The sequence below is a fragment of the Vibrio sp. V30_P3S12P165 genome, assembly GCF_009904905.1.
In the GTDB taxonomy this organism is placed as follows: domain Bacteria; phylum Pseudomonadota; class Gammaproteobacteria; order Enterobacterales; family Vibrionaceae; genus Vibrio; species Vibrio fujianensis.
In genome coordinates, this window is record NZ_WXWH01000055.1 from 18,477 (window position 1) to 34,324 (window position 15,848).

22 protein-coding genes are annotated in these 15,848 nt (G+C 43.9%); 14 read left to right on the forward strand and 8 right to left on the reverse strand.

The window, feature by feature from the left end; genetic code table 11:
- Positions 1 to 230 precede the first annotated feature (230 nt).
- From pyrB to CAG57_RS10935, 3 genes are all read left to right on the forward strand, one after another.
- The gene (gene pyrB, locus CAG57_RS10925) at positions 231 to 1,160 is read left to right on the forward strand and encodes an aspartate carbamoyltransferase (protein ID WP_161426959.1); all 930 of its coding nucleotides are present in this window, start codon (positions 231 to 233) and stop codon (positions 1,158 to 1,160) included.
- Positions 1,161 to 1,172: 12 nt separating this feature from the next.
- Complete coding sequence (pyrI, locus tag CAG57_RS10930; RefSeq protein WP_099610413.1) at positions 1,173 to 1,640, forward strand: aspartate carbamoyltransferase regulatory subunit; 468 nt, start codon at positions 1,173 to 1,175, stop codon at positions 1,638 to 1,640.
- A 137-nt stretch (positions 1,641 to 1,777) separates the two neighbouring features.
- The gene (locus CAG57_RS10935; protein WP_161427704.1) at positions 1,778 to 2,167 is read left to right on the forward strand and encodes a RidA family protein; all 390 of its coding nucleotides are present in this window, start codon (positions 1,778 to 1,780) and stop codon (positions 2,165 to 2,167) included.
- Between the two features lie 72 nt (positions 2,168 to 2,239).
- On the opposite strand, the gene CAG57_RS10940 is transcribed toward CAG57_RS10935, so the two are convergent.
- The 8 genes from CAG57_RS10940 to mlaF all read right to left on the reverse strand — a co-directional run bounded on the left by CAG57_RS10940 (position 2,240) and on the right by mlaF (position 7,628).
- Positions 2,240 to 2,983, reverse strand: coding sequence for a 1-acylglycerol-3-phosphate O-acyltransferase (locus CAG57_RS10940; protein ID WP_161427705.1), 744 nt, complete (start codon positions 2,981 to 2,983; stop codon positions 2,240 to 2,242).
- A 72-nt stretch (positions 2,984 to 3,055) separates the two neighbouring features.
- Positions 3,056 to 4,321 carry a UDP-N-acetylglucosamine 1-carboxyvinyltransferase gene (murA, locus tag CAG57_RS10945; protein ID WP_161427706.1) on the reverse strand — a complete coding sequence of 422 codons (1,266 nt, stop codon included), beginning with the start codon at positions 4,319 to 4,321 and terminating at the stop codon, positions 3,056 to 3,058.
- A 9-nt stretch (positions 4,322 to 4,330) separates the two neighbouring features.
- The gene (gene ibaG / locus CAG57_RS10950; RefSeq protein ID WP_099610417.1) at positions 4,331 to 4,585 is read right to left on the reverse strand and encodes a BolA family iron metabolism protein IbaG; all 255 of its coding nucleotides are present in this window, start codon (positions 4,583 to 4,585) and stop codon (positions 4,331 to 4,333) included.
- 3 nt (positions 4,586 to 4,588) lie between these two features.
- Positions 4,589 to 4,906 carry an STAS domain-containing protein gene (locus CAG57_RS10955; protein ID WP_161427707.1) on the reverse strand — a complete coding sequence of 106 codons (318 nt, stop codon included), beginning with the start codon at positions 4,904 to 4,906 and terminating at the stop codon, positions 4,589 to 4,591.
- On the reverse strand, positions 4,906 to 5,544 hold the full coding sequence (locus CAG57_RS10960; protein WP_161427708.1) for an MlaC/ttg2D family ABC transporter substrate-binding protein: 639 nt from the start codon (positions 5,542 to 5,544) through the stop codon (positions 4,906 to 4,908). Before CAG57_RS10960 ends, CAG57_RS10955 begins: the two co-directional genes overlap by 1 nt.
- Before the next feature lie 2 nt (positions 5,545 to 5,546).
- Entirely contained in the window at positions 5,547 to 6,041 is a 495-nt protein-coding gene (gene mlaD, locus CAG57_RS10965) for an outer membrane lipid asymmetry maintenance protein MlaD (protein ID WP_099610420.1), read from the reverse strand.
- Between the two features lie 2 nt (positions 6,042 to 6,043).
- Positions 6,044 to 6,835 (reverse strand): lipid asymmetry maintenance ABC transporter permease subunit MlaE, encoded by a 792-nt coding sequence (gene mlaE, locus CAG57_RS10970; protein ID WP_099610421.1) that lies wholly within the window; start codon positions 6,833 to 6,835, stop codon positions 6,044 to 6,046.
- Complete coding sequence (mlaF, locus tag CAG57_RS10975) at positions 6,825 to 7,628, reverse strand: phospholipid ABC transporter ATP-binding protein MlaF (protein WP_161427717.1); 804 nt, start codon at positions 7,626 to 7,628, stop codon at positions 6,825 to 6,827. The genes mlaE and mlaF overlap by 11 nt, the downstream gene beginning before the upstream one ends.
- A 347-nt stretch (positions 7,629 to 7,975) precedes the next feature.
- Here mlaF and CAG57_RS10980 point away from each other — a divergent pair, with 347 nt between their 5' ends.
- The 11 genes from CAG57_RS10980 (at position 7,976) to CAG57_RS11030 (ending at position 15,795) form a co-directional block, all read left to right on the forward strand.
- A complete protein-coding gene (locus CAG57_RS10980) occupies positions 7,976 to 8,941 on the forward strand; it encodes a calcium/sodium antiporter (RefSeq protein WP_099610422.1) in 966 nt (321 codons plus the stop codon).
- 17 nt (positions 8,942 to 8,958) lie between these two features.
- Complete coding sequence (locus tag CAG57_RS10985) at positions 8,959 to 9,933, forward strand: KpsF/GutQ family sugar-phosphate isomerase (RefSeq protein ID WP_161427709.1); 975 nt, start codon at positions 8,959 to 8,961, stop codon at positions 9,931 to 9,933.
- Positions 9,933 to 10,490, forward strand: coding sequence for a 3-deoxy-manno-octulosonate-8-phosphatase KdsC (kdsC, locus tag CAG57_RS10990; RefSeq protein WP_099610423.1), 558 nt, complete (start codon positions 9,933 to 9,935; stop codon positions 10,488 to 10,490). The genes CAG57_RS10985 and kdsC overlap by 1 nt, the downstream gene beginning before the upstream one ends.
- Positions 10,487 to 11,050 carry an LPS export ABC transporter periplasmic protein LptC gene (gene lptC / locus CAG57_RS10995; RefSeq protein ID WP_161427710.1) on the forward strand — a complete coding sequence of 188 codons (564 nt, stop codon included), beginning with the start codon at positions 10,487 to 10,489 and terminating at the stop codon, positions 11,048 to 11,050. Before kdsC ends, lptC begins: the two co-directional genes overlap by 4 nt.
- Positions 11,031 to 11,528: a lipopolysaccharide transport periplasmic protein LptA gene (lptA, locus tag CAG57_RS11000; protein WP_161427711.1), complete on the forward strand. Its 498-nt coding sequence runs from the start codon at positions 11,031 to 11,033 to the stop codon at positions 11,526 to 11,528. The genes lptC and lptA overlap by 20 nt, the downstream gene beginning before the upstream one ends.
- A gap of 2 nt (positions 11,529 to 11,530) precedes the next feature.
- On the forward strand, positions 11,531 to 12,256 hold the full coding sequence (lptB, locus tag CAG57_RS11005) for an LPS export ABC transporter ATP-binding protein (protein ID WP_099610426.1): 726 nt from the start codon (positions 11,531 to 11,533) through the stop codon (positions 12,254 to 12,256).
- A gap of 160 nt (positions 12,257 to 12,416) precedes the next feature.
- The gene (locus tag CAG57_RS11010) at positions 12,417 to 13,877 is read left to right on the forward strand and encodes an RNA polymerase factor sigma-54 (protein ID WP_099610427.1); all 1,461 of its coding nucleotides are present in this window, start codon (positions 12,417 to 12,419) and stop codon (positions 13,875 to 13,877) included.
- Between the two features lie 23 nt (positions 13,878 to 13,900).
- The gene (hpf, locus tag CAG57_RS11015; protein WP_099610428.1) at positions 13,901 to 14,188 is read left to right on the forward strand and encodes a ribosome hibernation promoting factor; all 288 of its coding nucleotides are present in this window, start codon (positions 13,901 to 13,903) and stop codon (positions 14,186 to 14,188) included.
- A gap of 1 nt (position 14,189) precedes the next feature.
- The gene (gene ptsN, locus CAG57_RS11020; RefSeq protein ID WP_099610429.1) at positions 14,190 to 14,642 is read left to right on the forward strand and encodes a PTS IIA-like nitrogen regulatory protein PtsN; all 453 of its coding nucleotides are present in this window, start codon (positions 14,190 to 14,192) and stop codon (positions 14,640 to 14,642) included.
- An 8-nt stretch (positions 14,643 to 14,650) separates the two neighbouring features.
- Positions 14,651 to 15,508 (forward strand): RNase adapter RapZ, encoded by an 858-nt coding sequence (rapZ, locus tag CAG57_RS11025; RefSeq protein ID WP_099610430.1) that lies wholly within the window; start codon positions 14,651 to 14,653, stop codon positions 15,506 to 15,508.
- An 8-nt stretch (positions 15,509 to 15,516) separates the two neighbouring features.
- The gene (locus CAG57_RS11030) at positions 15,517 to 15,795 is read left to right on the forward strand and encodes an HPr family phosphocarrier protein (RefSeq protein WP_099610431.1); all 279 of its coding nucleotides are present in this window, start codon (positions 15,517 to 15,519) and stop codon (positions 15,793 to 15,795) included.
- The last annotated feature ends 53 nt before the right edge of the window (positions 15,796 to 15,848 follow it).

Sequence of the window (15,848 nt, forward strand, 5' to 3'; positions counted from 1 at the left end):
AAAACTCAAGCAAACGCTTGCCTTGGTCAAAGTTCAGCGTATAATGCGCAGCAATTTGTCTGAGGGGTAGCCAATGAAAAGAAGCCACATTGTTCATGTTGCTAAGATTCATTTCAGAGAGCAAGTATGCTTACTCTGTATGGCGTTATTTCCCCCTTATTAGATATGACATAGCCTCCCAGATCGGGAGGCTTTTTTATGGCTGAAAGAAAAATATAGGGAAGAAGATCATGGCGAATTCGCTTTACCAAAAGCACATTATCTCCATTTCTGAGCTTTCACGAGCAGAGCTGGAATTAATTGTTAAAACCGCAAGTCAGTTGAAAGCAGAGCCAAAACCGGAGCTGATAAAAAATAAAGTCGTCGCAAGCTGCTTCTTTGAACCGTCCACCCGCACTCGCCTCTCATTTGAAACCGCAATTCAACGCATTGGTGGCAGTGTCATTGGCTTTGATAGTGCTGGTAATACCTCGCTGGCCAAAAAAGGAGAAACGCTTGCCGACTCCGTTCAAGTGATCACCACTTATGTCGATGCCTTTGTAATTCGTCACCCACAAGAAGGCGCGGCGCGCTTGGCTGCCGAATTTTCTCATGGTGTCCCTGTTATTAATGCAGGCGATGGTTCTAATCAGCATCCCACACAAACGTTGCTTGATCTTTTTACTTTATTTGAAACCCAAGGTCGATTAGATAACCTCAATATCGCCTTTGTCGGGGATCTAAAATATGGCCGTACCGTTCATTCTTTAACTCAAGCTTTAGCTAAATTTGATAATAACCGTTTCTTCTTCATTGCTCCTGAAGCACTAGCTATGCCTGATTATATTTGTGAAGAACTCGATGAAGCCGGTATGCAATATAGCTTTCATACTGATATGGAAAGTGTCATTCCTGAACTCGACATCCTCTATATGACCCGAGTACAAAAAGAGCGTTTTGATGAGTCTGAATATGCTCATATCAAATCGGCCTATGTCCTGACCGCTTCCTTACTTGAAGGGGCACGCGATAATATGAAAGTGCTCCATCCTCTGCCTCGTGTTGATGAAATCACTACCGATGTCGATAAAACACCACATGCTTATTTCTTTCAACAAGCAGAAAATGGCGTTTATGCGCGTGAAGCCTTACTTGCCCTTGTGTTAAACGAGTCACTGTAATTGGAGCCCATCATGAATAAAGAAACCAAACTGCAAGTTGAAGCCATTAAAAACGGCACCGTTATTGACCACATTCCGGCTAAAGTCGGTATTAAGGTGTTAAGGCTCTTTGACATGCATAACACCAATCAACGCGTCACCATTGGCTTAAATCTCCCTTCATCTGCACTGGGACACAAAGACTTACTAAAAATTGAAAATGTCTTTATCAATGAAGAGCAGGCCAATAAATTAGCTTTGTATGCTCCCCATGCCACAGTGAATCAAATTGAAGATTATCAAGTCGTTAAAAAACTTGCACTTGAGTTGCCACCACAAATCAACAGTGTCTTTGCGTGCCCAAATAGCAATTGTATTTCCCATAATGAACCGGTAGAAAGTAGCTTCCGTATCCTAGAAAAAAACCACGATATTCGCCTCAAGTGTAAATATTGCGAGAAAGTTTTTTCACGTGAAGTCGTCACAGAGCGCGACGCATAAATCGCTCTTCACTCCTTATGTTCTCTGACATCGGGAGTGAAAACAACGCCCGCTTCTCATGCGATTGCCTCTTTACCTAACACATCTTTAAGGGCACACTAAAAGTTCTTTTTAATCACCAAGATGGAATCCCTAGCATGACAAAAGTTCTGCATACTGACTCAGCTCCAGCCGCCATAGGCCCTTACGTTCAAGGGGTCGATTTAGGTAATATGGTTCTAACTTCAGGTCAGATCCCTGTCAATCCAGAGACAGGTGACATACCTACCGGTATTGCCGCTCAAGCCCGCCAGTCGTTAGATAATGTAAAAGCCGTCATTGAGTCATCCGGCTTAACAGTGGGTGATATTGTGAAAATGACGGTCTTTGTTAAAGATTTAAATGATTTTTCAACCGTCAACCAAGTTTACGGGCAGTTTTTTGATGAGCATAATGTTGTCCATTACCCGGCCCGCTCTTGTGTTGAAGTGGCACGTTTACCCAAAGACGTTGGTATTGAAATCGAAGCGATTGCCGTTCGTCATTAATTGACAGGCAAGAGAGTCCAATAAAAAGGTTGCTTTTAAAGCAACCTTTTTATTTATTGAGGTGAATGTTATTTATTGAGGTGAATGAATATTGGCTCCATTAAGCTGAGCGACTTCAGCATCCAATTCAGTCAATTTTGCTAACATGTCCTGATGACACTGCTGAGAAAGCATTCGAACCTGCTCTTTATTTAAGCCAGCCGTACTGACCGGAGGCAACATTTCAACGATCACATGGCCGTTATTCCAACGGTTAAGTTTTAGATGATCTGTTGAGCTGCAGACAATTGGAATAATCGGCACTTGAGCGCCTATCGCCGCATGGAAAGCTCCCGCTTTAAAAGGTAGCAATCCTCGACCGCGAGAGCGTGTCCCCTCTGGAAACATCCAAACAGAAACGTCGCTATTTTTCATGCTGTCGACCACTTGATCAATAGTTCCTTTCGCTTTGGATTTATTCGCTCGATCAATCAAAATGTTGCCCGTTAGCCAATATAGCTGCCCAAATAAGGGCATCCAAGCTAAGCTTTTCTTGCCCACGGTCACCACTTTCGGTGTTACTGCCGCAGACACGGTGAAAAGATCCCACGTATTTTGGTGGTTCGCAATATAAATGGCTTGACCCCGTTGGTATGCGTTCTCTGGTATACGCAACTCTAAAGTAATACCAAAAACTTTCGACATTGCAGCAAACATGCGGCCAAAAGTAAAAACATGTTTGGGGTTACGTGGGCTAAATAAACAATACCCACAGCCAAATATAAACATCACCACTGCAAACAACGCGACGGCTAAAATTCGCAATAAAGCAATCATCCAGCTTCTCCAAAGGAGCTTGAATAAAAAAACCGAAACCCTTGGATTTCGGCCCATTAACAGACAAACCGTTTAGCTTGACTCGTGAATGCGCTCAATATGAGCGCCCAACGCAGAAAGCTTATTTTCGATACGCTCATAGCCACGATCAATATGATAAATACGATCGACGATGGTTTCCCCTTTGGCAATACAGCCAGCAATCACCAGGCTAGCAGAGGCACGTAAGTCGGTTGCCATCACCTGTGCACCACTGAGTGAATCAACATCACCACAAATCACCGTGTTGCCCTCAATTTCCGCTTTTGCCCCCATACGCATTAACTCAGGCACATGCATAAAACGGTTTTCAAAGATGGTTTCCGTGATTACGCCCCCCCCTTTGGCAATCATATTTAATAAAGTAAACTGAGCCTGCATATCGGTTGGGAAACCAGGATGGGGAGCAGTACGAATCGAAACGGCTTTGAGTTCTCGATCAGTCATATCGAGACTGATCCAATCATCTCCCGTTTCAATCACGGCCCCAGCTTCTTCAAGTTTAGCAAGTACCGCTTCTAATAAACTGGCTTTGGTATTACGACAAATCACTTTGCCATGAGAAACCGCCGCAGCCACTAGAAAAGTCCCAGTTTCAATGCGATCCGCCACAACAGCATGTCGACCACCGCCAAGCCGTTCAACGCCTTCAATCGTGATGGTATCGGTACCTGCGCCTGAAATTTTTGCCCCTAACGTATTTAAGAACATGGCCGTATCAACAATTTCCGGCTCACGCGCAGCATTATCTAAAATGGTTGTCCCTTCGGCCAATGTTGCCGCGCACATAATTGTAATGGTCGCGCCTACGCTGACTTTGTCCATAACGATATGTGCACCTTTTAAACGTCCATCAACCTGTGCTTTAACATAGCCGTCTTCGAGGGTAATGGTCGCCCCTAACTGCTCTAATCCGTGAATGTGCAAATCGACTGGACGAGCACCAATAGCACACCCTCCAGGTAGGGAAACTTGCCCTTGTCCAAAACGAGCCACTAGTGGGCCCAAAGCCCAAATAGAAGCCCGCATGGTTTTGACCAAATCATAAGGAGCGCAATATTGATCGATTTGACTCGCATCCACGTGTACTGAGCCATTGCGCTCAACTTTTGCACCTAAACGTTTAAGCAGTTCCATCGTGGTATTGATATCGCGTAGATGAGGAACATTAGCAACTTCAACGGGCTCTTCAGCTAAAATAGAAGCAAATAAAATTGGCAGTGCCGCATTTTTTGCACCAGAAATAGTCACTTCACCTTGTAGTGGTAAATCAGACCCAATAACTCGAAATTTTTCCATTAAAAAACCTTACAGCGACATCAACTTTTTATTGCGCGCCCACTCTTGCGGGGTAAACGTTTTGATTGAAACAGCATGAATATCATTACGTTGGATATACTGCATCAGCGGTGCATAGATCAGTTGCTGTTTCTTTACACGGCTCATACTTTCGAAACTTTCATCAACCGCGATGACATCGTAGTGGCTTCCTTCACCTTTGACGTGAAGCTCTTGAAGGTTGAGTGCTTGTTCTAATATTTGTTGTACTTGTGCGCTATCCACAGTTCACTCCTGCTGATGGTTGATATGCTGAGCCAGCATCGTTTCAATATTGCTCAACTGAAATAATGTGCGCAGTTGTTGGGGCACAAAACTGAGTATTATATGGCAATTTTGGTTTTTTGCATGCTCTATTAAGTGAATTAACATCACCATCCCTGCTGAATCAATTCGTTCAACGTCGGCTAAAGACACATCACATTGCGAGGCACCGGCTCGCCATGATTGAATTTCAGACCATAAATGAGGAACAGTCTCTCGGTCTAACGCACCACGCAGCAATATCCGTTCTGCGTTGACAACCTGCCATTGAACGTAACTCATTAATTATTACTCTCAAAACGGATGGGTTGATCTGCCAGAGTTTGTAGCTCTTTGGCTACCGCCAAAATCCCTTCTTGACGAATTTTACCACTCCATTCTGACTGTTTACTCGAAAGTAAACTGATACCTTCGGCAACCATATCAAAGGCTTTCCAATTTCCGTCTTTTTCTTTACGTAATTTAAATTCCAAATTGATATTCGGGCGTGGGGTATCAATAATCTCGACTTTTATACTGGCAATGCGCCGATCATCAGGAATGGCGGTCTCTGGCCCAAAAACAATTTCTTGATCGCTATATTGGGTAAGTACTTGCGCATAACTGCTAACTAAATAGGCACGAAAAGCATGGATGAAAGTACCGACATCTTCTCGCTTCGCTCCTTTCAGGTGAGGTCCGAGTAACTTTAAGGCGGCATACTGCTCATTCACATAAGGCATCAGTTCTTGTTCAACAATCACCTTCAAATGCTCAGGATTATCATGAATAAGCTTTTGGTCAGCTTTGAGCCGGTCAAAGGAAACTTGGGCCACTTCTTTCATCATTAGATATGGATCGGCTTGATCAATCACCTCTTGTGCCACGCTGGCCCAAGAGCACAAAAGAGTCATTAACACCGTGAGTGAACGTTTCAGCATAATTATTTCCCGTCTTTATCGCTACTTGAACCACCACCGACACTGTACAAAACTTGACCAATCAAGTCTTCCAAGACTAACGCTGATTTAGTGTCTTCAATACGGTCGCCATCTCGTAACATCTGCTCATCATCAAACACAAACCCAGGGATTAGGCCAATATATTGCTCACCGATAAGCCCTGAGGTGAGGATTTGTACGCTTGACGTTTCAGGAAATTGATCATAGCGGCTATCAATCGCTAACGTGACTTGAGGTAAAAGACGATGCTGATCTAAGCTGATCGCAGCAACTCGTCCAACCACGACACCACCAACTTTAACTGGGGAACGAACTTTTAAATTCCCAATATTATCAAACTCTGCAGTAAGTGAATAAGTATCGTTCGCTCCAAGCCCTTTCACGTCAGCGACTTGAAAAATAATGACTAGAATTGCGCAAATTCCTGCTAGCACAAAACTGCCTACCCAAAATTCTAGTTTACGTGTTTGTTGCATGTTTAGTTCCCAAACATCAGTGCGGTCAGTACAAAATCTAGCGCTAATACTGCCAGAGAAGAATGAACCACGGTGCGCGTGGTTGCTCGGCTAATGCCTTCCGAAGTCGGAATGGCATCATAACCATTAAATAGTGCAATCCAAGTGACGGTAATGGCAAACACCACACACTTGATTAAGCTATTACCAATATCAGCTCCCAGCTCGACCGAGGCCTGCATGGTTGACCAAAAACTGCCATAATCAATTCCCTTCCAGTCAACGCCAACTAATTGTCCGCCCCAAATACCAACCGCCATAAATATCATTGCCAACAGTGGCATTGAGATAAGGCCAGCCCATAGGCGAGGAGCAATAATACGTTTTAGTGGATCGACCGCCATCATTTCTAAACTGGAAATTTGTTCAGTCGCCTTCATTAAACCAATTTCAGCCGTCAAGGCAGACCCAGCACGTCCAGCAAATAATAAAGCCGTCACGACCGGCCCTAATTCACGTAGCAATGATAACGCCACCATCTGGCCTAAGCTGGTTTCCGCGCCATAATCGACTAAAATCACATACCCTTGTAGGCTTAATACCATACCGATAAACAAACCAGACACCACAATAATGGCTAAAGATTGCACTCCCACGCTATATAACTGTTTAATCAATAAAGGCAAATGCTGAATCGGTCTAGGCCGTCCGGTCATTGCCCCTACCAGCATGAGGCTAGCTCGACCAAACGATTCGCTCACGCCAAGACAGCGTCGGCCAAAATGCGTCACCCACTGCTTTGCATTATTCAACATCAAACAGATCCTTTTCTATCGACTGAGCAGGAAAACGGAAAGGAACCGGCCCATCCGCTTCACCACACAAAAATTGTTGCACTCGTGGATCGCGATTTTTTTCAAGCTCTTGTGGCGTACCAAAGGCAATCACTTTACCATCAGCCAATAAATATACCCAATCGGCAATACTCATCACTTCCGGCACATCGTGCGACACCACCACAGAAGTGAGCCCTAAGGCCTGATTAAGATTACGAATTAACTCAACCAAAACCCCCATAGTGATAGGATCTTGTCCAACAAAAGGTTCATCGTACATGATCAATTCAGGATCGAGTGCTATCGCTCGAGCCAATGCAGCACGGCGAGCCATCCCACCGGATAATTCACTTGGCATGAGGTGAGCCGCCCCTCGCAGTCCGACTGCTTCCAATTTAAGCATGACTAAGGTTTTAATAAAGGCATCATTAAGTTGCGTGTGCTCACGCAAAGGAAAGGCAACGTTATCAAACACGTTAAGATCGGTAAAAAGCGCGCCCGATTGGAAAAGCATGCTCATTTTCTTACGTGCTTGATATAACTCCCGCCGACTGAGACGCGGAATGTTTTCACCATCAAACCAAATTTCTCCTTGCTCAGGAAATAATTGTCCACCAATCAGACGCAGTAAGGTGGTTTTCCCAATCCCTGAAGGCCCCATAATCGCGGTAATTTTCCCCTTCGGCATATGCAAGCTAATATCATCGAAGATCACTCGATTTGCTCGAGAAAAGGTTAAGTTATTAATGGTTACGAGATTGGTTTCAGGCATACTCACCATTCGCTGTTGTCGATTTCCATCTAGAAGATGAGCAATCATAAGCAGATTAACCCCAAATTAAAAGCACTGTTCGATTACTTAATCGTCTGATCCACTGTTATTCACCTCACAAGCTACCTTTTATTGGGGCTTTCTCGCTCATCATCTGCCACTTTTGATGACGATATATACGTAACAAAGTGTAAGAGAGAACGGTGAGACACTCGATTTTTGCCTTAGTATAAAAACGATGCATGAAAATGAGACAATAAATACCATCTTCAGCTTCCCTTTTAGTGATCAACACGTCAAAATTAACGGTTACTTATTCTGTTTTTTTCATCAAACTAGGAATTGTCATGCTCGAAGCTGTTGGATTACTGATCGTCGGCCTCATTTTACTCGTTTGGAGTGCAGATAAACTGGTTTTTGGCGCTGCTGCTATTGCAAGAAATGTCGGCATTTCACCTCTAGTCATAGGGATGACGATTCTCGCAATGGGCTCTTCTGCGCCAGAAATGATGGTTTCAGCAACCGCGGCTTTGAGTGGAAAAACCGATACCGCGGTCGGCAATGTGCTGGGATCCAATATCGCTAATATCGCGCTAATTTTAGGTATTACGGCACTGATCAAGCCTCTCTCAATCAGTTCAACGGTACTACGCCGTGAACTGCCCTTGATGATTATCGTTACCCTAATTGCTGGTGCCTTATTGTGGAATAATCACCTGGGTTTCTATGAAGGTATTTTACTTTTAGCCTTGTTTGTGGTTTTTTTGCTAGCGATGTTACACATCAGCCGAAAAGAACAGCAAAAAGGTGACCTTTTATTAGCCGAAAGAGAGTCTGAAATTCCCCACGATGTCAGCAACTCAAAAGCCGCTATGTGGGTGGTTTTCGGCTTAATCCTGCTACCTTTCGCAGCCAATATGCTCGTCAATAATTCGGTTATCATTGCCAAATACTTCGGCATGAGCGATTTAGTGATCGGGCTGACCATCATCGCAGTCGGTACCAGCCTGCCTGAACTCGCGGCCTCCTTAGCGGGTGTGCTGAAGGGAGAAGATGATATGGCGGTCGGCAATATTATCGGTTCTAACGTATTTAATATCCTAGCCGTGATGGGGCTGCCGGGGCTCTTAAATCCATCGATACTCAGTGAAAATGCGATGGGAAGGGATTTTTGGGTCATGTTAGGCGTCTCATTATTATTGGTGATTATGGCATTGGGTAAGTCTCGCAGTATTAATCGCCTAGAAGGTGCCATTCTATTTATCGTGTTCCTCGGTTATCAAGGATATTTACTGATGAATATGGCCGCTTAATTATTGAGGAGTTAAAGATGTTTGATAACTTTGACTATCGAGGTGTTGCCCAACAAGTGCTCGCCACCGAGATCGCCGCGCTACAACAACTAGAACAATATTTTAATGATGATTTTTGCCAAGCTTGCCAAATGATTTTGGCCAATCAAACCGGTAAAGTGGTGGTGATGGGCATTGGTAAATCTGGGCATATTGGTAAAAAAATAGCCGCCACCTTGGCCAGCACCGGAACATCCGCGTTTTTTGTTCATCCTGGTGAGGCGTCACACGGCGACTTAGGCATGATTGATGCTGGAGATATCGTTTTAGCCATTTCCAACTCTGGCGAGTCGTCTGAAATTCTAGCGCTCTTCCCCGTGCTTAAGCGTCTAAATAATCGCATCATCAGCATGACCGGTAACCCACTATCGAACATGGCTAAACTGGCGGATCTTCATCTGCAGATCACGGTGCCTAAAGAAGCCTGTCCACTTGGTTTAGCACCGACGAGTAGTACCACGGCCACATTAGTGATGGGGGATGCCTTGGCGGTTGCCTTACTACAAGCAAGAGGGTTTACCGCAGAAGATTTTGCACTCTCACACCCTGGCGGTGCACTCGGGCGCAAATTATTACTTAAACTCTCTGACATCATGCATCAGGGAGAAGATTTACCCAAGGTATCACCAACAACGCTCATCCGAGATGCTCTACTTGAAATTAGCCACAAAGGGCTGGGAATGACAGCCGTCGTCGATGAAGAAAATCACCTACTCGGCATTTTTACTGATGGTGACTTACGACGCATTTTAGATAAACGAATTGATATTCATACCGCTAAGATACAAGACGTGATGACACACAAGCCTGTCGTTGCCTCTCCTCATCTCCTAGCGGTAGAAGGACTAAACTTAATGCAAGAAAAGCGCATTAGTGGTTTGATGTTGGTCGACAACTATACATTAGTCGGTGCATTAAATATGCATGATTTACTCAAAGCAGGAGTCATGTAATGTCCCAACTGGTTAACACACTTTATGGCCCGGTTGAAGCATCGGTCGTTGCGATTGCACAATCGATTCAATTGTTGGTCTGCGATGTAGATGGTGTTTTCTCTGATGGCCTGATCTACATGGGGAATCAAGGCGAAGAATTAAAAACCTTTCATACTCGAGATGGATATGGCGTAAAGGCACTCATGAATGCAGGTATCCAGATCGCCATTATTACTGGACGCCAATCTCAAATTGTCGAAAATCGCATGAAAGCATTAGGTATTTCACTGATTTATCAAGGTCAGGATGACAAACTGAGCGCTTATCACGATATTTGTCAAAAGCTAGCGATCAAACCGGAACAGACAGGGTATATTGGTGATGATTTAATTGACTGGCCAGTGATGGAACAAGTTGCACTCAAAGTCTGTGTCGCCGATGGCCATCCCTTGTTAGTTCAACGAGCCAACTATGTGACTCGAACGAAAGGCGGACACGGCGCAGTACGAGAAGTATGTGATTTGATTTTGCAAGCACGCGATGAATTGGATCAACATAAAGGCCTGAGTATATGAGTTTCACTCGTATCCTTTATCTGTGCCTTTTTTTTATTGCGGCTTGGTCTGGCTACTATTTATTAGACAAAAACCAAAACACAGCCGTTCAAGTTGCACCTAACTTCGAACTTCCGTTGTTTAGTGGCCAATTACTCGATAACGTCTCTTACAACCAACAAGGTGTACGCAGTTATGTGATTACCTCACAACACCTTGATTATTATGCCAACAGTGGAAGCACCACCTTTGAATATCCGGTGCTAAAAGTGTTTCGTGATGGAACTACACAAGAATGGGAACTGACCGCTAAACGAGGCATCCTAACCAAGGATCAAGTTTTAATTCTTTATGACCAAGTTATCGTAAATAATCTACTCGTAGATTCAGCGTTTAAACAGATGACAACCACGAAGCTAAGCATTCAACTTGATAGCCGTGATTTTTGGGCTGATAGTCAAGTTGAACTCGTTGGCCCACAATTTCAAACATTAGGGCAGGCAATGAAGGGAAATTTATCCGATCATTCGGCTGTTCTTTATAACCATGTACAAGGTAGATATGAAACTCTCACACCTTAGTCTTATGGCTTGTCTGTTCACATCAGGAGGGGCGTTGGCGCTCTCAACAGACACTCAACAACCGGTTTATATTGATTCGGTTAGTCAGCAACTGGATATGAAAAGCAATCGCGTCACCTTTGTGGGTGACGTGAAACTAAAGCAAGGTAGCATTAATATTAATGCCGATAAGTTAATTGTGATCCGTAACTCACAAACCGGAAAAATAGAAAAGATCGAAGGTTACGGAAATCCTACCACTTTTTCTCAGCTCACAGACGAAGGTAAAACCTTATACGGTGAAGCCAAACAGCTCCACTATGCCATGGCAGAGGATGAATTGATTATGATGGAGCAAGCCATGTTGTCACAAGACGATAGTCAAATTCGTGGCAATAAAATTCGTTATAAGATCTCTTCACAAAAATTGATCGCTGACAGCAAAGGCAGTGGGCGCGTATCCACCGTACTTCAACCTCAAGCCGCACAGCAAGAATAATTATGGCCATACTTAAAGCAGAGCACTTAGCAAAAAGCTATAAAAAACGTAAAGTCGTATCCGATGTCAGTTTACAAGTTGAATCAGGACAAATCGTTGGTTTACTTGGCCCCAATGGTGCAGGGAAAACCACCTCATTTTATATGATCGTCGGCTTAGTCGCACGAGATGAGGGAACCATCAGCATCGATGATAAAGACATCAGTATTTTACCGATGCATAGCCGATCACGGCTAGGAATAGGCTACCTCCCTCAAGAAGCCTCTATCTTTCGTAAGTTATCCGTTGAGGATAACATTATGGCAGTGCTACAAACCCGTGAAGAAATGACGCGTGAAGAACGACAAGATAAACTAGAAGATCTACTCGAAGAGTTTCATATCCAACATATTCGCCACAGTGCGGGAATGGCACTTTCTGGTGGCGAACGTCGGCGCGTCGAAATTGCTCGCGCATTAGCCGCCAACCCTCAATTTATTTTGCTCGATGAGCCGTTTGCTGGGGTTGATCCCATCTCGGTCATTGATATAAAAAAAATAATTGAACATCTACGCGATCGCGGTTTAGGTGTCCTCATCACGGACCATAATGTACGCGAAACATTAGACGTTTGTGAAAAAGCTTACATTGTTAGCCAAGGCCGTTTGATTGCTGAAGGAACACCACATGATGTTCTTAACAACGCACAAGTAAAACAGGTTTATCTTGGCGAACAATTCCGTCTATGATTAAAGTAACTCATTAATTATCGTTCGCTTCATTGCACAGCGATAAATGGAGGTATCCTGAAAACTGCCCCACCATTAGGTGGTAGCAGCAAACCGAATGATCACTTCAGTACGATAAATGTTAGGCACGGTATCACTAAAACAAGGTAGTTAATACTGAATGAAACCCTCATTACAGCTTAAACTTGGTCAACAGTTAGCGATGACTCCACAGTTGCAACAGGCGATTCGCTTATTGCAACTGTCTACATTAGATCTTCAGCAAGAGATTCAAGAAGCACTAGAATCCAACCCATTACTGGATGTTGAAGAATCGACTGATGATTTACCAGCGCTAGACGATGCGTCACCGAGCAATAACACTTCCGAACTCAGTGCTGATATCAGTGAGCCTGAGTCGCCAGATAGCTCAGATTTAATTGAAAAATCCGAGATCAGTGCGGAGTTAGAAATCGATACCACTTGGGACGATGTCTACAGTGCGAATACCGGTAGTACTGGTATTAGCCTTGATGATGAACTGCCCGTTTATCAGGGAGAAACGACCCAAACACTTCACGATTACTTATTATGGCAACTCGATTTAACCCCCTTTAGTGATACAGATCGTAGTATTGCTTATGCAATCATTGACGCCATTGATGATTATGGCTACCTCACCACCTCACTAGAAGAACTACTAGAAAACTTTAATAGCGACGTTGAACTCGATGAAATAGAAGCGGTAAGAAAACGTATCCAGCAATTTGATCCGCTAGGGGTTGGCTCTTTACATCTCCAAGATTGCCTATTACTCCAATTAGCGACTTATCCAGAGCACACACCTTGGCTTGCTGAAGCTAAAATGCTGTTAACAGACTATATTGATTTACTCGGCAACCGTGATTTTAAGCAAATTATCAAAGAGAGTAAGCTCAAAGAAGAAGCGTTACGTGACACACTGCAGTTGATCCAACAGCTCGACCCAAGGCCTGGCAATCAAATTTCTCAAGAGCATGCCGAATATGTCGTCCCCGATGTCTCGGTATATAAAGAGCGAGGGAAGTGGCAAGTGAGTATCAACCCCGATGGTGTTCCACGTTTAAAAATCAATCAGCAATATGCCAGTCTCGCACGAGGGAATAACGCAGATAGCAATTATATTCGCTCTAATTTGCAAGAAGCAAAATGGCTAATCAAGAGCTTAGAAAGTCGAAACGAGACCTTGCTCAAAGTTGCCAAGTGCATAGTTGAACATCAACACGATTTCTTTGAATATGGTGAAGAAGCCATGAAGCCGATGGTGCTTAATGACGTTGCACAAGCGGTGGAAATGCATGAATCAACGATCTCTCGAGTCACGACTCAGAAATATATGCATACCCCACGTGGCATTTTTGAATTGAAGTACTTTTTCTCAAGCCATGTTAGTACAGACAATGGTGGAGAATGTTCATCAACCGCAATTCGAGCCTTAATCAAAAAACTGGTCGCCGCAGAAAATCCGGCAAAACCATTAAGTGATAGCAAAATTGCGGCCCTACTCGCTGATCAAGGGATTCAAGTGGCAAGACGGACGATTGCCAAGTACCGTGAGTCGTTGGCCATTGCGCCATCCAGTCAGCGTAAACGCCTGTTATAAGGCCCAACAGAGAAGGAAAGTCTATGCAAATCAATATTCAAGGCCATCACATTGATCTTACCGATTCAATGCAAGACTATGTTCATTCGAAATTTCAAAAACTTGAGCGCTTTTTCGAACATATTAATACCATTCATGTGATTTTACGTGTTGAAAAATTACGTCAGATCGCCGAAGCTACGCTCCACGTTAATCAAGGCGAAATCCACGCCACTGCGGACAACGATAATATGTACGCAGCGATAGATGGCCTAGTGGATAAACTCACTCGTCAACTCAACAAGCATAAAGAAAAGCTAAGTAGCCACTAACATGCAATTAAGCGAAGTCCTCTCATTGGATTGCACCAAAAGTGCAGTCCAATGTTCTAGCAAAAAACGAGCACTGGAAATTATCAGTGAAATAGCCGCCCAACATACTGGGCAAAATGCCACCGAACTGTTTGAAAGCATGCTCAACCGAGAAAAAATGGGCAGTACTGGTATTGGGAATGGTATAGCGATTCCTCATGCACGAATGGCAGCAAGCGAACACGCTGTTGCCGTATTAGTACAATGTGAAGAGCCGATTGAGTTTGAGTCTATAGATAACCGCCCAGTCGATCTTCTCTTTGCGCTACTGGTTCCAGAAGATCAATGTAAAGAGCATCTAACAACCCTATCTTGCATGGCTGAACGTTTGAACGATAAACAGACGCTCAAACAACTGCGCAGCGCACAAAGCGATCAAGAGTTGTACGATATTATGGTTCACTCACCTCAATAGGCCTTCCGATGCGTTTAATTGTAGTCAGTGGTCAATCCGGTGCTGGTAAAAGTGTCGCGTTACGAGTCTTGGAAGACTTGGGTTATTATTGCGTGGATAACTTACCCGTCAGCCTACTGGAGGCATTTATTCAATCTGTACAAGGCAGTAAACAGAATATTGCTGTCAGTATTGATATCCGTAACTTGCCGAAAGAACCTAGTTTAGTGGAAGATGTTCTCGCTCAGCTTAAACAAAATAACGATGTCAGTGTGTTATTTTTAGATGCCAGCAAAGAGACGTTACTCAAGCGTTACAGTGAAACTCGTCGCATCCATCCGCTCTCTTTAAACGAAGACAAACCCACCCTAGCTCAAGCGATTGAACGAGAAAGGTATCTACTCGAACCCTTGAAAGAACAAGCCGACTTACTACTCGATAGTAGCAACCAATCGTTGCATGAATTGAGTGAAACCGTTCGTATGCGAATTGAAGGTCGGGAGCGTAAAGATTTGGTAATGGTCTTTCAATCGTTCGGTTTCAAATATGGTCTCCCAAGTGATGCTGATTACGTCTTTGATGTTCGTTTCCTACCTAACCCTCACTGGGAGCCCGATTTACGCCCTTTGACTGGCCTAGACGCACCGATCAAATCTTTTCTAGAAAGCCATAGCGAAGTGATGGAACTTAAGCAACAGATTCAAAAGTTCATCGAATATTGGTTACCCATGCTGGAAAAAAACAATCGCAGTTATTTAACCATTGCGATTGGCTGTACCGGAGGCAAACACCGCTCTGTCTACCTCACACAACAAATTGGTGAATATTTTGCAGAGCTTGGTCATCAAGTACAAATTCGCCATCATTCGCTAGAGAAACTCGAATAGGCGCTATCATGTCACAGATCAGTCGTCAGGTATTAATTCAAAATCGCTTGGGTTTGCATGCTCGAGCGGCAGTCAAATTGGTTGAACTTGCTCAATCTTTTGATGCCATTATCACCATCCAAGGCCAAGAGGGTAAACAAGCCACCGCCGATAGCGTCATGGGCTTACTGATGCTTGATTCAGCTCAAGGCCAGATGATTACTATTTCAGCACAGGGCCCTCAAGCCGCCGTTGCTCTTGATGCGGTTTGTCACTTAATTGAAGTGAAATTTGATGAGGATGACTAGGGGTTGTTGACCTGTCGAGTATGACGGAGAGGTTAACATTAATCTTTGATTAA

Bases quoted from the DNA above. Each gene is read 5' to 3' on its own strand.
- CAG57_RS11010 (WP_099610427.1), top strand. From the start codon at position 12,417: ATGAAACCCTCATTACAGCTTAAACTTGGTCAACAGTTAGCGATGACT.
- CAG57_RS10980 (WP_099610422.1), top strand. From the start codon at position 7,976: ATGCTCGAAGCTGTTGGATTACTGATCGTCGGCCTCATTTTACTCGTT.
- mlaF (WP_161427717.1), bottom strand. From the start codon at position 7,628: ATGCCTGAAACCAATCTCGTAACCATTAATAACTTAACCTTTTCTCGA.
- lptA (WP_161427711.1), top strand. From the start codon at position 11,031: ATGAAACTCTCACACCTTAGTCTTATGGCTTGTCTGTTCACATCAGGA.
- lptB (WP_099610426.1), top strand. From the start codon at position 11,531: ATGGCCATACTTAAAGCAGAGCACTTAGCAAAAAGCTATAAAAAACGT.
- lptC (WP_161427710.1), top strand. From the start codon at position 10,487: ATGAGTTTCACTCGTATCCTTTATCTGTGCCTTTTTTTTATTGCGGCT.
- mlaE (WP_099610421.1), bottom strand. From the start codon at position 6,835: ATGTTGAATAATGCAAAGCAGTGGGTGACGCATTTTGGCCGACGCTGT.
- pyrI (WP_099610413.1), top strand. From the start codon at position 1,173: ATGAATAAAGAAACCAAACTGCAAGTTGAAGCCATTAAAAACGGCACC.
- mlaD (WP_099610420.1), bottom strand. From the start codon at position 6,041: ATGCAACAAACACGTAAACTAGAATTTTGGGTAGGCAGTTTTGTGCTA.
- pyrB (WP_161426959.1), top strand. From the start codon at position 231: ATGGCGAATTCGCTTTACCAAAAGCACATTATCTCCATTTCTGAGCTT.
- rapZ (WP_099610430.1), top strand. From the start codon at position 14,651: ATGCGTTTAATTGTAGTCAGTGGTCAATCCGGTGCTGGTAAAAGTGTC.
- kdsC (WP_099610423.1), top strand. From the start codon at position 9,933: ATGTCCCAACTGGTTAACACACTTTATGGCCCGGTTGAAGCATCGGTC.
- CAG57_RS11030 (WP_099610431.1), top strand. From the start codon at position 15,517: ATGTCACAGATCAGTCGTCAGGTATTAATTCAAAATCGCTTGGGTTTG.
- hpf (WP_099610428.1), top strand. From the start codon at position 13,901: ATGCAAATCAATATTCAAGGCCATCACATTGATCTTACCGATTCAATG.
- murA (WP_161427706.1), bottom strand. From the start codon at position 4,321: ATGGAAAAATTTCGAGTTATTGGGTCTGATTTACCACTACAAGGTGAA.
- ptsN (WP_099610429.1), top strand. From the start codon at position 14,190: ATGCAATTAAGCGAAGTCCTCTCATTGGATTGCACCAAAAGTGCAGTC.
- CAG57_RS10935 (WP_161427704.1), top strand. From the start codon at position 1,778: ATGACAAAAGTTCTGCATACTGACTCAGCTCCAGCCGCCATAGGCCCT.
- CAG57_RS10940 (WP_161427705.1), bottom strand. From the start codon at position 2,983: ATGATTGCTTTATTGCGAATTTTAGCCGTCGCGTTGTTTGCAGTGGTG.
- CAG57_RS10955 (WP_161427707.1), bottom strand. From the start codon at position 4,906: ATGAGTTACGTTCAATGGCAGGTTGTCAACGCAGAACGGATATTGCTG.
- CAG57_RS10985 (WP_161427709.1), top strand. From the start codon at position 8,959: ATGTTTGATAACTTTGACTATCGAGGTGTTGCCCAACAAGTGCTCGCC.
- CAG57_RS10960 (WP_161427708.1), bottom strand. From the start codon at position 5,544: ATGCTGAAACGTTCACTCACGGTGTTAATGACTCTTTTGTGCTCTTGG.